14 protein-coding genes and 1 tRNA gene are annotated in these 12,811 nt (G+C 39.1%); 8 read left to right on the top strand and 7 right to left on the bottom strand.

The features are described from left to right. Positions 1–137: 137 nt before the first annotated feature. Positions 138–1,661, top strand: coding sequence for an acetyl-CoA hydrolase/transferase family protein (locus F981_RS20605; protein WP_004725359.1), 1,524 nt, complete (start codon positions 138–140; stop codon positions 1,659–1,661). 106 nt (positions 1,662–1,767) lie between these two features. Here the strand turns inward: F981_RS20605 and F981_RS20600 are convergent, their stop codons facing one another. Continuing rightward, the gene (locus F981_RS20600) at positions 1,768–3,414 is read right to left on the bottom strand and encodes a GMC family oxidoreductase (protein WP_004725357.1); all 1,647 of its coding nucleotides are present in this window, start codon (positions 3,412–3,414) and stop codon (positions 1,768–1,770) included. A 213-nt stretch (positions 3,415–3,627) separates the two neighbouring features. Between F981_RS20600 and F981_RS20595 the strand changes: the two genes are divergently transcribed. Next, a complete protein-coding gene (locus F981_RS20595; RefSeq protein WP_004725355.1) occupies positions 3,628–4,047 on the top strand; it encodes a GNAT family acetyltransferase in 420 nt (139 codons plus the stop codon). Between the two features lie 45 nt (positions 4,048–4,092). On the opposite strand, the gene F981_RS20590 is transcribed toward F981_RS20595, so the two are convergent. The 4 genes from F981_RS20590 to F981_RS20575 all read right to left on the bottom strand — a co-directional run bounded on the left by F981_RS20590 (position 4,093) and on the right by F981_RS20575 (position 7,214). After that, positions 4,093–5,364 carry an OmpP1/FadL family transporter gene (locus F981_RS20590; protein ID WP_004725353.1) on the bottom strand — a complete coding sequence of 424 codons (1,272 nt, stop codon included), beginning with the start codon at positions 5,362–5,364 and terminating at the stop codon, positions 4,093–4,095. 85 nt (positions 5,365–5,449) lie between these two features. Continuing rightward, positions 5,450–6,211, bottom strand: a complete 762-nt coding sequence (locus F981_RS20585; RefSeq protein WP_004725351.1) for a class I SAM-dependent methyltransferase — start codon at positions 6,209–6,211, stop codon at positions 5,450–5,452. A gap of 202 nt (positions 6,212–6,413) precedes the next feature. Beyond that, positions 6,414–6,489 (bottom strand) — tRNA-Phe (locus tag F981_RS20580). Between the two features lie 347 nt (positions 6,490–6,836). Continuing rightward, the gene (locus tag F981_RS20575; RefSeq protein ID WP_004725349.1) at positions 6,837–7,214 is read right to left on the bottom strand and encodes a GNAT family N-acetyltransferase; all 378 of its coding nucleotides are present in this window, start codon (positions 7,212–7,214) and stop codon (positions 6,837–6,839) included. Between the two features lie 102 nt (positions 7,215–7,316). On the opposite strand from F981_RS20575, the gene hisB reads away from it, so the two are divergent. From hisB to F981_RS20560, 3 genes are all read left to right on the top strand, one after another. After that, complete coding sequence (gene hisB / locus F981_RS20570) at positions 7,317–7,910, top strand: imidazoleglycerol-phosphate dehydratase HisB (RefSeq protein ID WP_004725347.1); 594 nt, start codon at positions 7,317–7,319, stop codon at positions 7,908–7,910. Further along, complete coding sequence (gene hisH / locus F981_RS20565; protein WP_004725345.1) at positions 7,910–8,527, top strand: imidazole glycerol phosphate synthase subunit HisH; 618 nt, start codon at positions 7,910–7,912, stop codon at positions 8,525–8,527. Before hisB ends, hisH begins: the two co-directional genes overlap by 1 nt. Before the next feature lie 192 nt (positions 8,528–8,719). Continuing rightward, on the top strand, positions 8,720–9,256 hold the full coding sequence (locus tag F981_RS20560; protein WP_004725344.1) for a DUF805 domain-containing protein: 537 nt from the start codon (positions 8,720–8,722) through the stop codon (positions 9,254–9,256). A gap of 41 nt (positions 9,257–9,297) precedes the next feature. Here F981_RS20560 and F981_RS20555 read toward each other — a convergent pair whose 3' ends face one another. Then, complete coding sequence (locus F981_RS20555) at positions 9,298–9,699, bottom strand: transcriptional regulator (RefSeq protein ID WP_004725342.1); 402 nt, start codon at positions 9,697–9,699, stop codon at positions 9,298–9,300. A 124-nt stretch (positions 9,700–9,823) separates the two neighbouring features. On the opposite strand from F981_RS20555, the gene F981_RS20550 reads away from it, so the two are divergent. Both F981_RS20550 and hisA read left to right on the top strand, forming a co-directional pair. Beyond that, complete coding sequence (locus F981_RS20550) at positions 9,824–10,486, top strand: 3'-5' exonuclease (protein WP_004725340.1); 663 nt, start codon at positions 9,824–9,826, stop codon at positions 10,484–10,486. A 77-nt stretch (positions 10,487–10,563) separates the two neighbouring features. Further along, complete coding sequence (hisA, locus tag F981_RS20545; protein ID WP_004725338.1) at positions 10,564–11,295, top strand: 1-(5-phosphoribosyl)-5-[(5-phosphoribosylamino)methylideneamino]imidazole-4-carboxamide isomerase; 732 nt, start codon at positions 10,564–10,566, stop codon at positions 11,293–11,295. Between the two features lie 89 nt (positions 11,296–11,384). On the opposite strand, the gene F981_RS20540 is transcribed toward hisA, so the two are convergent. After that, positions 11,385–11,678, bottom strand: a complete 294-nt coding sequence (locus F981_RS20540; protein WP_004725336.1) for an antibiotic biosynthesis monooxygenase family protein — start codon at positions 11,676–11,678, stop codon at positions 11,385–11,387. Between the two features lie 152 nt (positions 11,679–11,830). Here F981_RS20540 and F981_RS20535 point away from each other — a divergent pair, with 152 nt between their 5' ends. After that, the gene (locus F981_RS20535; RefSeq protein WP_004725334.1) at positions 11,831–12,766 is read left to right on the top strand and encodes a DMT family transporter; all 936 of its coding nucleotides are present in this window, start codon (positions 11,831–11,833) and stop codon (positions 12,764–12,766) included. Positions 12,767–12,811 lie beyond the last annotated feature (45 nt).

Below are 12,811 nucleotides of genomic sequence, written 5' to 3'. Positions count from 1 at the left end.
ATAATAACTTAAAAACCATCACCAGAATTTATACCTGCATTTATTGAAAAAATTAGACCTTAGCATTAGAGGCATGCACAATTCAGTTTGAGGGCGGTACAATCCGTCTAGTTTTGAACAAGAATTGAGCGTAAACCATGTCTTTAGATCGTATTCGTTTAGCATCTCTCCATGACAAAGTCATGAGCGCAGAACAAGCTGCAACTTTTATCCAAGATGGGATGACTGTGGGGATGAGTGGATTTACTCGTGCAGGTGAAGCAAAAGCTGTACCTTTAGCGCTGGTAAAACAAGCCAAAGTGAATCCGTTGAAGATTACTTTAATCACAGGTGCAAGTTTAGGTAATGATCTAGACAAACAATTAACTGAAGCCGGTGTACTTGCGCGTCGTTTACCGTTCCAAGTCGATAACACTTTACGTAAAGCCATCAACAACGGTGAAGTGATGTTCATCGATCAGCATTTGTCTGAAACTGTTGAGCAAATGCGTAACCTTCAGTTGAAAAAACCTGATGTTGCGGTGATTGAAGCGATTGCGATTACTGAAGATGGTGGCATCATTCCAACAACATCTGTGGGCAACTCTGCAAGCTTTGCAATTTTTGCTGAAAAAGTGATTGTTGAAATCAACACCAACTTAAGCCCTGCTTTTGAAGGCTTACACGATATTTACATCCCAACCTACCGTCCAACACGTCAAGCAATTCCTTTGACGCATGTTGATCAACGTATTGGTACACCTGCAATCAATATTGATCCTGCAAAAATCGTGGGTATCGTGATTAACAGCGAATATCATGACTCTCCATCAACGGTGACACTACCAGATGATGAAACTCAAGGTATTGCCAACCACTTAATCGCATTTTTTGAAAAAGAAGTTGAAGAAGGTCGTTTACCTTCAAATCTTGGTCCTTTACAAGCGGGCATCGGTTCAATTGCCAATGCGGTATTAACTGGTCTTAAAGATTCTAACTTTGAAGATTTGGTGATGTATTCAGAAGTACTGCAAGACTGTACTTTCGAGTTGATTGATGCGGGTAAAATGAAATTTGCTTCAGGTTCATCAATTACCCTTTCTGCTAAATATGGCGAAAAAGTATTTAACAACCTAGAACAATACAAAGACAAACTGGTTCTACGTCCACAAGAGATTTCAAACCATCCTGAATTGGTTCGCCGCTTAGGCATCATTGGGATCAATACTGCACTTGAGTTCGATATTTACGGCAACGTCAACTCGACCCATGTGTGTGGTACCAAGATGATGAATGGTATCGGTGGTTCAGGTGATTTCGCACGTAATGCACATTTAGCAATCTTCGTGACCAAATCAATTGCAAAAGGTGGCGACATCTCTTCTGTTGTTCCATTTGCTTCACATATCGACCATGCTGAGCATGATGTTGATATTCTTGTGACTGAACAAGGTCTTGCTGACTTACGTGGTTTAGCGCCTCGTGAACGTGCTCGTGCAGTCATCAATAACTGTGCTCACCCAATGTATCGTGATGCATTGAATGATTACTTTGATCGTGCATGTGAAAAAGGTGGTCAAACACCGCATATTCTTCGCGAAGCACTTTCTTGGCATTATAACTTTGAAGAAACAGGCCATATGCTTGCTTCTTTAGAAGATCAAGCTAAAAAATCTGCATAAGATTTTAAATCTGATGTAAAAAGTAAAAACGCCCTTCAGGGCGTTTTTTTTATGGGCTTATTTGGGTTTGAATGCCCACCCACTGATTTTTTAAATATCTAAAGACTCAGATTGCAACACGCACTTTATCTTTCTTTTCAATAAACGCCACACCAGCTTGGTCCTGATTAATCATCTCAACCGCTTTCTCTGCAATCATAATTGCAGGGGCATTGGTATTGCCATTCACCACTTTTGGCATGATTGACGCATCGACCACACGCAGGTTTTGAATACCATAAACCCGTAACCGTGGATCAACCACAGCCATATCGTCTACCCCCATTTTACAACTTCCCACAGGGTGATAAACGGTATCTGAGCGATCTCTTAAAACTTGGCGAATGTCCTCATCTGTTTTTACCGTGGCTGTAAATAAATCTTCTTTAATCATGCTTTTAAAAGCATCAGATTGCATTAATCTCTGAGTGAGTTTAAAGCCTTTAACCATTTCTTCTAAATCAGATTCTTCACCATAAAAATTCGGATCAATCAATAAAGGATCATCGATACTTGGCCCACTTATCTTAATCGAACCCCGACTGACTGGATTTAAAAGGCAGACATGACAGGAAATACCATGCCCTGTGTGCATCGTTCGTGCATGGTTATCCACCAGTGCAATCACAAAATGTAATTGTAAATTCGGTAGACTTTGCTCATTTGAACTTTTAATAAAACCGCCACACTCAGCAAAATTCGTAGTCATCAAACCACGGCGTTCTTTACGATAACGCCTAATTTGTTTAAATAGATCAATTGAACCTGGAATAGATAAGCCAAAGGTGCCTTGAATTTCACTGACTTTATAACCAAAAATAAAATCAGGATGATCATGAAAATTTTTCCCTACACCAGGTAAGTGCTGTTTCACCTCAATGCCATGTTGCGCAAGTTCTTGTTGGTCGCCAACACCTGAAAGCATCAGAATCTGTGGCGACTGCATCGCTCCCGCACTCAATAACACTTCTCGACGTGCAAAGATTTGTTTCAGCTGACCACATTGCTTGTATTCCACCCCAACAGCCACGCCATTTTCAATCAAGATTCGCTGAGTCTGTGCATGGGTTTCAACCGTTAAATTTTTACGATCTCGGTGAGGAAATAAATAAGCCCGTGCGGAACTACAACGCTCCCCATTGATATGGGTCACTTGATAAACGCCTAAACCTTCCTGCTCTTCTCCATTGAAGTCATCCAGAATTCGATAACCCTGCTCTTTGGCGGCTGCGATATATTTTTGCTGTAAGGGATTATCACTGCGTAAATCAATAACTGAAAGTGGTCCAGCATTGCCATGATATTGATTTTTAATTCTTTGGTTATTTTCAGACTTAATAAAATAAGGCAAGACTTCATCATATGACCAACCAGTATTGCCTAAGGCTGCCCAATCATCATAATCTTGTCGATGCCCACGGATATACACCATGGCATTAATTGCTGACGAGCCACCTAAGCATTTTCCACGAGGCTGATAGCCTTTACGACCATTTAAGCCCTTTTGCGGTACAGTTTCAAAGGCCCAGTTATTGATCTTGGTTGGAATGCTAATCACTGCTGCACAAGGAACTTCTACTTTCCAACCCTCACCTGCCCCCCCTGCTTCAAGTAGACAAACAGAAACTTGCGGGTTTTCTGATAAACGCCCAGCCAACACACAGCCTGAGCTTCCACCACCGATAATAATATAATCAAATTCCTGTTTATTCACGTGAAGTTCCTTTTTTGTTTTAAATTATGCCTCCATTATTATGCACACTTTCAATCAATAAAAAATCACTATTCTCAGCCTATCGCGTTTTTATAAGTTAACAAACTCAACAAAAATTATTTACGTATTGTCTAAAAAATAAACTTATCAACTGAGGCTTTTTATATTAATCTGCTGTAAAGATTGTTTTAAAAAACAAGAGATAAAAATTCTATGTTTATTATCAGACAGTTTCAAGAAACCGATTTAGATGAAGTCATCGCACTGTGGGAAGTCTGCGATTTAACCCGTCCTTGGAACAACCCAGAAATTGATATCTTCCGTAAAGTCGCACAAAAAGACGGATTGTTTCTATTGGCGGTCAAAGATGAACAATTGATCGCTACGGTTATGGGGGGCTATGATGGGCATCGGGGCTGGGTCAATTATCTTGCTGTCCATCCTCATGATCAACGTAATGGTGTTGCAACTGCATTGATACAACAACTTGAAAAGCGTTTAGTTGCATTAGGTTGCCCCAAACTGCAACTGTTAATCCGTAAGGATAATATTGATGTACAAAGCTTTTATGAGCAACTCGGCTATGAAGAAATCGAAGTCGTGTGTTTGGGTAAACGTCTTATTTCAGATTAAAAATCTCTCGAATCCATCTGCTTTCATGGCGATTGACAGAAAAACTTAGAATTTATAGCCATATGACAGCCCTAAAATGTCCTGACTCATTTTGAGTTTCGCTTCACCACCACCAAACGCAGGGGAAATTTTGCCTTTTACTTCATCTTCTAAGGCATGTGTATAGGCAATACTGATTTCTTGATGTTGATCGAAATTCCAAGTTGCACCCACGCTGAGGTGGTCTTGAATTACCCCAGGAGCAAGAATATTTAAAAACACTTCACTGTCTGGAATCGGTTGATCATTATGACTATAACCGGCTCTTAGTGTGAGCTTTGGATCGGCTTGATAAGACACACCCAGTTTATAGATATTGATATCATTCCAGCCAAACCCTGGCCCTTGTGGTGAACCAAAAGCATGACCTTGTTGTAATTGTGCAAGATCAAAAGGATTTCCTACCGATTTCACATCCGAATAGTTAATTCGTTGTACATCCGCAGCCACTGTTAATAGAGGTGTGATTTTGACAGCTACACCCACACCATAACTTTCAGGAACATCAAAGTCACCTCGTTCAGCAAATAACCCACGATATCGATCAAAGCGATCTGCATTAATTTTTGAAGAATAATTTGCACCTAAGGTTAAGCGTTGATCAAAGAATTTTCCAGCCCAACCGATACGCGCACCAATGCCAGTCGCAGAATCTTTTCCACGATTACTTAAATTTGAAGCATCGGCTGAAAATCCGCTAAACCCAGCAATTCCCCGTGCTTCAAAACGTTGATAGAGAATATTGGTTGCAATTCCGATAGATTGATTTTCTGAATATTTCCAAGCAACTGCTGGAGTAATAAAAACTTGTGTTAAATCCACTCCTGCTGTTCCACTGTTGCCAAATGCTGCAAATGGATTATTTTTATATCCCGTATTCATTCCACCATTCCCATATATTGCTAAACCTAAAGCAACTTGATCATTGATTTGATGGTTGAATGCAAGCTCTGGGAGTACAAAATATTTGCGTCCATTGCCATCATATTGACCATTGGCGTTGGGATAAGCTTGTGGCATTTGATTCGCTGTAATCTCAGCTGAACGATCAGGTGAAAACACGGTTGCACCCACATCAATACGATCACCAATCCAGCTTAAGCCTGCTGGGTTATTGGCAATCGTTAATGCATCTTGAAATTGAGCGATTGAGGTCCCTGCATTGCCTTGGGCTTTTACCCCATAGCCATGCATAAAATAGCCTGTCGTTGCAAAAGCGGTAGAACTGAATGCCGATAGCCATACAGCAATGGATACTATTTTAACTGGAGCTTTCATGATTTATCTTACTTTTAAATAATATATAAGTAAGTATATTGTTAGCTATATCTATTGTAATCAAAGATAAAATGCGATCCTTATTTTATTTGTGCATAAAGCATTTTTTCTTTGATTTTTTAATTTTACCCACTCTTAAAAAAACTGGGAATGTGATGGTTAGATCTGCAAGCTCGCTGGTTAATGCTTCAGCTAGATCAAGTAATGGATGATCCTGATTTCTTTCGCAATAGTGTTTAATTGCAGACCAAGTAGATAAATACTTTAATAGTTGTGCAGAGGACCACTGGTACTGCATCTTAAACTCAGCAACGTTTATTTCATCAAAAGGAAAGGGAATGGTTTTATATTCTTCATCGATATAACGGCGCTCCGCATCCCAATAACCATCTAGTTTTTCAGCATATAAGCTTTGAATCATGGTATTGATGGCTGCATTTTCGACATGAATTAAGCCGTAACCGATTACAGCAAGAATACCTTGTGGTTTTAATGTGCGTTCAACTTCTTTATAAAAGCCATCAAAATCAAACCAATGAATGGCCTGAGCAACAGAAATCAAATCAAAACTCTGTGCTGTAAATGAAGTCTGTTCAGCAGATTGTACTTGATAGCTCACATTGTCAAAATAAGGCGCAAGGTTTAATTGTTTTTCGCTCATATCTGTTGCAACAACATGATCGAAATAAGGGCTAAGCAATTGAGTAAATTGACCTGAACCCGCACCACAATCCCAAGCAAAACCGCGCTCTGGAACATGATTTAAAATTTCCTGAACCACTTCTTGCGGATAACTCGGTCGAGCTTGCTGATAAAGCTGGCTGCCTGATGAAAATAAATCTTTCATTGTTCTTATAACAATCTATTTCACTTACCAAAGGTTTATCTTACGATATTTATAGTCCATGGCAAGATATTTTGTAAGACAATGAGTTCAATTTACGCATTCTCAATAGCATGCTGTTTTTAATGATGAGCATCTATTTTTTAATTGATGATAAAAAGCAGGCAATAAAAAACCCCAAACAATGTTTGAGGTTTTTCAAATATGGTGGCGAGACCCAGGATCGAACTGGGGACACACGGATTTTCAATCCGTTGCTCTACCTACTGAGCTATCACGCCGATGGGGCGTATTAAACAATTTAATGGTTTAGTCGTCAAGCATTGAAATCACTAAAATCATTCAATAGTTTATTTTTACAACAAAAACCGCCTATTTATTCTAAATAAGGCTGTTTTTTATGCGTTTTTCAGCTTTAGAGGGCAAATTTTGGCACGCTTAATTTGCTGAACTAAGGTACTCTTCCTCGCTTTAAGTTTTGCAAACTCAATTTAATTTTTCCCAAAGTGTTCTGGTCGTGACGGCAATATGCTGCTGAGATCAGCTCAAACTTATAGTTCTGAAAAATAGCCAAATAAAAAAGCAACCTGATCAGGTTGCTTAAATTGGTCAAAGATCCAAGATGATCTTAGATTTTACCTAAGTGAGCTAAACAACGATGGATTGCTCCACAGCCCGGCTCAAAGTTTTTAATGCCCTTTTTTTCCTCGATACGACAAACTTCTTCGACCAAACGTTCTGCAACGCCGCGTCCGCGGTTAGCAGGATGCACCACAATATTTTCCAAAGTCCGACTTTCACCTTGTCCAGTACACCATAACGCACCAATAATCTTTGTATTAAATTCTGCGACATAAAGTAAGGTATAATGAGCCAAGTTTTGCTCAAGTTGTTCTATGGCATCATGACCATCCCCAAACTCGGGACTGGTGTCATATAATCGCTCAAGCTGATCGCGAACTTCTTCATTTTCTAGTGAAGTTTTAGCATGTACGGTAATAGGCATTGATTAACCCTCCTGAGCAATCTAATATGCTGTCACTTTCGTCACAGCGAAATATCTTTACATCAAACTTTTAATTTTTGACGTTTTTTGAGGAACGTGTCTATGGCGCAACGTATCAGTGAAGTGGTAAGAAACACCAACGAAACTAAAATTCGAGTTCGTGTGAATCTTGATGGTACTGGTCAAGGCACGCTCAATACAGGTGTTCCCTTTTTAGACCATATGGTTGATCAAATCAAGCGTCATGGTTTATTTGACATCGATATTCATTGTGATGGCGACTTAGAAATCGATGATCACCATACCGTAGAAGACTGTGGAATCACACTAGGCCAAGCATTTGCGCAAGCACTCGGTGATAAAAAAGGCTTAAAACGTTATGGTCATTTCTATGCACCACTTGATGAAGCTTTAAGCCGTGTCGTGGTTGATTTATCAGGTCGCCCAGGTTTATGGATGGATATCCCATTTACACGTGCCCGTATCGGCAGTTTTGATGTGGATTTATTTTCCGAGTTTTTCCAAGGCTTTGTAAATCACGCTTTAATGACTTTGCACATTGACAATTTAAAAGGCAAAAATAGCCATCACCAAATTGAAAGTGTTTTTAAAGCATTTGCACGTGCGCTTCGCATGGCGTGTGAAGTTGATCCGCGTGCAGAAAATACTGTTGCATCGACGAAAGGAACCTTGTAATGACCCGTATTGCCCTTCTTGACTATGGCATGGGAAATCTTCATTCAGCAGCCAAAGCACTCGAACATGTTGGCGCAACTGTAGATGTCACAAATGATCCAAAATTAATCGCTCAGGCAGATAAAATCGTATTTCCCGGTGTAGGGGCAATGCGTGATTGTATGCAGGGGATGCATGAAGCAGGTATTGATGAGGTTGTGCGCCATGCTGCGTTTAATAAACCGGTACTTGCCATTTGTGTCGGCATGCAAGCTTTGCTTGAATCGTCAGAAGAAAATACAGGCACTCAAGCGCTGGGTATTTTTGAGGGTGTGGTAAAACATTTTCCAGATATGGACGGCTTAAAAGTCCCTCATATGGGCTGGAACCAAGTCCATCAGGCAGATCAAAATCATCCGATGTGGAAAGATATTGATCAAGATAGCCGTTTTTACTTTGTACATAGCTATTATGTCGAACCCAAAGACCCGTCTCTTGTTGCTGCAACATGTGATTATGGTTTGCAGTTCTGTACGGCTATTCATAAAGAAAATTTATTTGCGACACAGTTCCATCCTGAAAAGAGCCATACAGCAGGTTTACAGTTACTGAAAAACTTTGTGGAATGGAAAATCTGATTCATTCAGATCAATTTCATCCCAATTTATATCTCTAAAAATCAAGTCAATTGCGATCGGCTTGATTTTTTATTTTATTTGGACTTTATTTTTTATCGTCTGTTTATTATGATTCAAACAAATTGAATAAAAATCCAACAATTGATTTTAAAAATTGATTTAAAAACCTTAATTCATTCTAGGAACATAACAATGTCTTCTAATTTTCAAACCCATGATTCAGCTTTAAGTGCCAGTGGCCGTTTTGGTCGATTATCCTATTTAGGCTGGAATATGCTGTTGGGTCTATCCATGTTTGTACTGGGTATTATCGCTGCATTATTCATCCCTGCTTTAAGTAACTCACCTTCAAATACGCTCATCTTTATACTCGGCGCAGTTGCGATTATTATTTATATCGCGGTAATCTACTTCAGTTTTATTTTTACAATCCGTCGCTTACATGACAAAAACCAAAGTGGCTGGTTATCTCTTCTTATGCTTTTACCTTTGGTGAATTTATTCTTTTTTGTTTATTTAAGCTGTGCAAAAGGAGATGCTGGGACAAATAACTATGGTGCACCTCGAATTACTCGTGGTTGGGAAAAAGTATTGGCTTGGATTTATATTGTGATCTTCCCGATTAGTATTCTAATCCTTGCAGTTACAGCAATTCCAGCATATCAAAGCTACCTTGACCAAGCGCAACAGTTTCAGCAATATCAACAACAAATCAATCAATCTGAATAAATCAGCCGAAATAACCACCCTATTTTTATAAGGTGGTTATTTTACTCTTTGGTGACAAAACCACCTTCTAATGGCTCAACACTAATTTTAATATCCGCTTTTAAATTTAAAGCTGCATAACGGTCTTTAATTTCGTTGATCAACTGTTCCATGGTGACATGGCTTAAATCCAATTCAGACTCAGCATATGCTTTGGTCACCAGATCTGCTTTATCTTGCTGTTTAGATTCCATATTCCAGCGTTCAGTCATCCCGACTAAACGTGCCAATTCAATTAAACTTTGTGCGCTCGATGGCGTTGAGTTTTGCAACCATTTGGTCATGGTTCCTTTTGAAGTTTCGAGTACGTTAACAATATCACTGGCTTTTATATTTTTATCCTGAATTAATTGCTTTAAACGCTTGGCGCCTTCTATAAAAAGATCATCATCTTTTTCAACCATACAATTTATTCCTGTGTTTTTGACCCACAAAACTATCATCTTTTATTCAAAGTTTGTTATAACACAATATGGTTAATATTTTTAATGCTTAAACTGGTCGACTAAAATTTGTGAGCTTAAATTTGTGAATATTCAAACTCAGCAACTTCCTAGTAAAGAACAAATTCAGAGCTTTCCCCGTTTTCAAAATTTGCCTTTGAGTAACATTGTTGTGATTAATAGCTTGCAACAATGCCAAGCAATTGAAGCAGAATTAAAAACGGCGCACATTTTTGGTTTCGATACTGAGTCCAAACCTACCTTTAATAAAGGTGAAATTCAAACTGGCCCACATCTTATTCAATTGGCGACATTTGAAAAAGCCTATTTATTTCAAGTTTCCCCAGATATTTTGGCTTTTCTAGCGACCTTTTTTGAAAATCCTGATCAGATTAAAGTTGGTTTTGGCTTAAAAAATGATGCACATTTATTCCGTAAAAAAGGCATGCAACTCAACAGTGTCATCGAACTTTCAAAATGCTTTTCGAGGTTTGGCTTCAATAATCCTTTAGGAATTAAAAATGCCATGGCATTACTATTCCAAGTCAATTTCCCTAAAAGTAAATCTATTAGCACCTCAAATTGGGCACGTAAAATTCTCACAACACCACAAATTGAATATGCAGCAGCCGATGCCTATGCTGCACTTTTAATTTTCGAAGCCTTATTGGATTTAGACTTAATACCTGACACGATTGCACATACTCAGCTTAAATTGAGCATTCGCCCCAATAAAAGCCTAAACTGACACTTAGAAATTGATCAAGTTTTTGCTAAGATGATGATCAATAAATTCTTCATTGAGATTAAGCAAGGAGCGAAAGCATGCTGATCATCCCGGCAATTGACCTGAAAGATGGTAAATGTGTTCGTTTAAAACAAGGTCGTATGGAAGACGATACCGTATTTTCTGATGATCCTGTTGCAACAGCACAGCATTGGGTAAATGAAGGCGCTCGTCGTTTGCATTTGGTTGATTTGAATGGGGCTTTTGCTGGAACACCAATTCATAAACCTGTCGTTGAAGCAATTGCAAAAGCACAGCCTGAACTGCCAATCCAGATTGGCGGTGGTATTCGCTCTTTGGAAACAATCGAACATTATTTAGATGCGGGCGTTTCTTTTGTCATCATCGGCACCAAAGCAGTTCAAAATCCTGAATTTGTTGAAGAAGCCTGTAAGAAGTTTGCGGGACACATTATTGTCGGTATTGATGCGATCAATGGTATGGTTGCAACTGATGGCTGGGCAAATGTCACTGATGTAAAAGCCACTGATCTTGCAAAACGTTTTGCGGATGCCGGTGTGTCTAGCATTGTTTATACCGATATCGCACGTGATGGTATGATGCAGGGTGTCAATGTTGAACAGACGGTAAACCTTGCGCAATACTCAGGTCTTCCAGTGATCGCCTCAGGCGGTGTAACCAATCTGGATGATGTGCGTAATTTAAAAGGTAAACCGGGTATTTTAGGTGCGATCACAGGACGTGCAATTTACGAAGGCACATTAAACCTACGTGAAGCGCAGCTGTTATTGGATGAACAAGGCTTTTAAGTTCCCAGTATAGATTGGATTAAAAAAGAGAACCGAGCTGTTCTCTTTTTTATGTGTTAAAGAAGGTATTTAAATCACTACATCCAGATTTAAACCAATGTATTTTCAAAATGTTGCATTTCAATTTTACTTGCTAAAAAGGGCTTCATTGCCGTAAACCACTGTTTAAACTCATCTGTTTTCATAAAAACATCTGTATGGGTTTTAAGATCAATCCAGTGAATTTGTAGTATGTATTTTTGATTGTCTTCTATACCACGGATTAATTTAAATTTTTCACAACCTTGGGCATTCCGGAAGGTGTCTGATAATTCATAAAATTTCTTTTCAAAAGCCATTTGTTGACCATCAACAATATGAAATAAAGCCTGTTCGATCACCATGATTTATTTCTCTTTATCAAAATTTTAATTCAATATGCTAGCACGACTGCATGACAATTGAGTGATTTAAATACCCGATTACTCAGCTTAACATCTGCACAATACTGTGCTTTCGCGTAAAATAGCCCTGCTCTTCTACATTACTTTATTTTATGTCTTCCTCTCCCCTCGCTTTATTTTTAAAGTCCAGAACGCCTCAAATTGCACTGATCCTGATGACCATGATTTGGGGTGGTACATTTGTCATTGTACATTATGCCCTAAACTATAGTTCCCCTATGTTTTTTGTCGGTTGTCGTTTTGCTGCAGCGACCATTGCTGTTGGATTACTGTCTTATAAATATCTAAAAGGTATCAATTTAAAAGAGCTCATCGCAGGTGCGCTGATTGGTGGCATGATTGCCACAGGTTATGGCTCGCAAACTGTCGGTATGCAAACCATCAGCAGTAGTGAGTCTGCATTTTTAACAGCATTATATGTGCCCCTTGTACCGATTCTTATCTGGGTGATTTTTCGCAAAAGACCACATATCATGACTTGGCTCGGTGTTTTACTGGCGTTTATCGGTTTAATTTTTTTGACAGGAAATGGTTTTCATCACATTGATTTAAATACGGGGCAAATCATTACATTAGTTGGCTCATTTGCAATTGCTATGGAGATTATTCTCATCGGGCATTTTGCAGGGAAGGTCAATATTCAGCGTGTAACGGTGATTCAGCTTGCTTTTGCTTCATTGATTTCATTTGCCAGTATGCCTTTTGTGGGTGAGCTGGATATTCCAGCCTTTTCGTGGCAATTGGTGATGCTTGCTGTTGGACTGGGCTTAACCAGTGCTTTATTACAATTGACGATGAATTGGGCACAACGCTCTGTCGATCCTTCTCAAGCTGCCGTGATTTATGCTGGCGAACCAGTTTGGGCAGCTTTATTTGGAAGAATTGCAGGTGAACGCTTACCTTTGCTGGCTCTTTTTGGTGGTTTACTTGTGGTATTGGGGGTGATCATCAGTGAATGGAGACCCAAATTTTTATACACACGACAGCTTAAAGAAAATTCAACTGAGATAGAAAAACAGCGTTCTTAATTAGAACGCTGTTTTCACTAAAATTACGCTTTGATCAAGCTGTAT

Origin of the sequence: Acinetobacter guillouiae CIP 63.46 (genome assembly GCF_000368145.1) — a bacterium.
GTDB lineage: Bacteria > Pseudomonadota > Gammaproteobacteria > Pseudomonadales > Moraxellaceae > Acinetobacter > Acinetobacter guillouiae.
This window is presented reverse-complemented; position numbering and strand designations above follow the sequence as displayed.

Excerpts from the sequence above, each read along its gene's own strand:
- F981_RS20605 (WP_004725359.1), top strand. The coding sequence starts at position 138 with ATGTCTTTAGATCGTATTCGTTTAGCATCTCTCCATGACAAAGTCATG.
- F981_RS20595 (WP_004725355.1), top strand. The coding sequence starts at position 3,628 with ATGTTTATTATCAGACAGTTTCAAGAAACCGATTTAGATGAAGTCATC.
- F981_RS20590 (WP_004725353.1), bottom strand. The coding sequence starts at position 5,364 with ATGAAAGCTCCAGTTAAAATAGTATCCATTGCTGTATGGCTATCGGCA.
- F981_RS20585 (WP_004725351.1), bottom strand. The coding sequence starts at position 6,211 with ATGAAAGATTTATTTTCATCAGGCAGCCAGCTTTATCAGCAAGCTCGA.
- F981_RS20575 (WP_004725349.1), bottom strand. The coding sequence starts at position 7,214 with ATGCCTATTACCGTACATGCTAAAACTTCACTAGAAAATGAAGAAGTT.
- hisB (WP_004725347.1), top strand. The coding sequence starts at position 7,317 with ATGGCGCAACGTATCAGTGAAGTGGTAAGAAACACCAACGAAACTAAA.
- hisH (WP_004725345.1), top strand. The coding sequence starts at position 7,910 with ATGACCCGTATTGCCCTTCTTGACTATGGCATGGGAAATCTTCATTCA.
- F981_RS20560 (WP_004725344.1), top strand. The coding sequence starts at position 8,720 with ATGTCTTCTAATTTTCAAACCCATGATTCAGCTTTAAGTGCCAGTGGC.
- F981_RS20555 (WP_004725342.1), bottom strand. The coding sequence starts at position 9,699 with ATGGTTGAAAAAGATGATGATCTTTTTATAGAAGGCGCCAAGCGTTTA.
- hisA (WP_004725338.1), top strand. The coding sequence starts at position 10,564 with ATGCTGATCATCCCGGCAATTGACCTGAAAGATGGTAAATGTGTTCGT.
- F981_RS20540 (WP_004725336.1), bottom strand. The coding sequence starts at position 11,678 with ATGGTGATCGAACAGGCTTTATTTCATATTGTTGATGGTCAACAAATG.
- F981_RS20535 (WP_004725334.1), top strand. The coding sequence starts at position 11,831 with ATGTCTTCCTCTCCCCTCGCTTTATTTTTAAAGTCCAGAACGCCTCAA.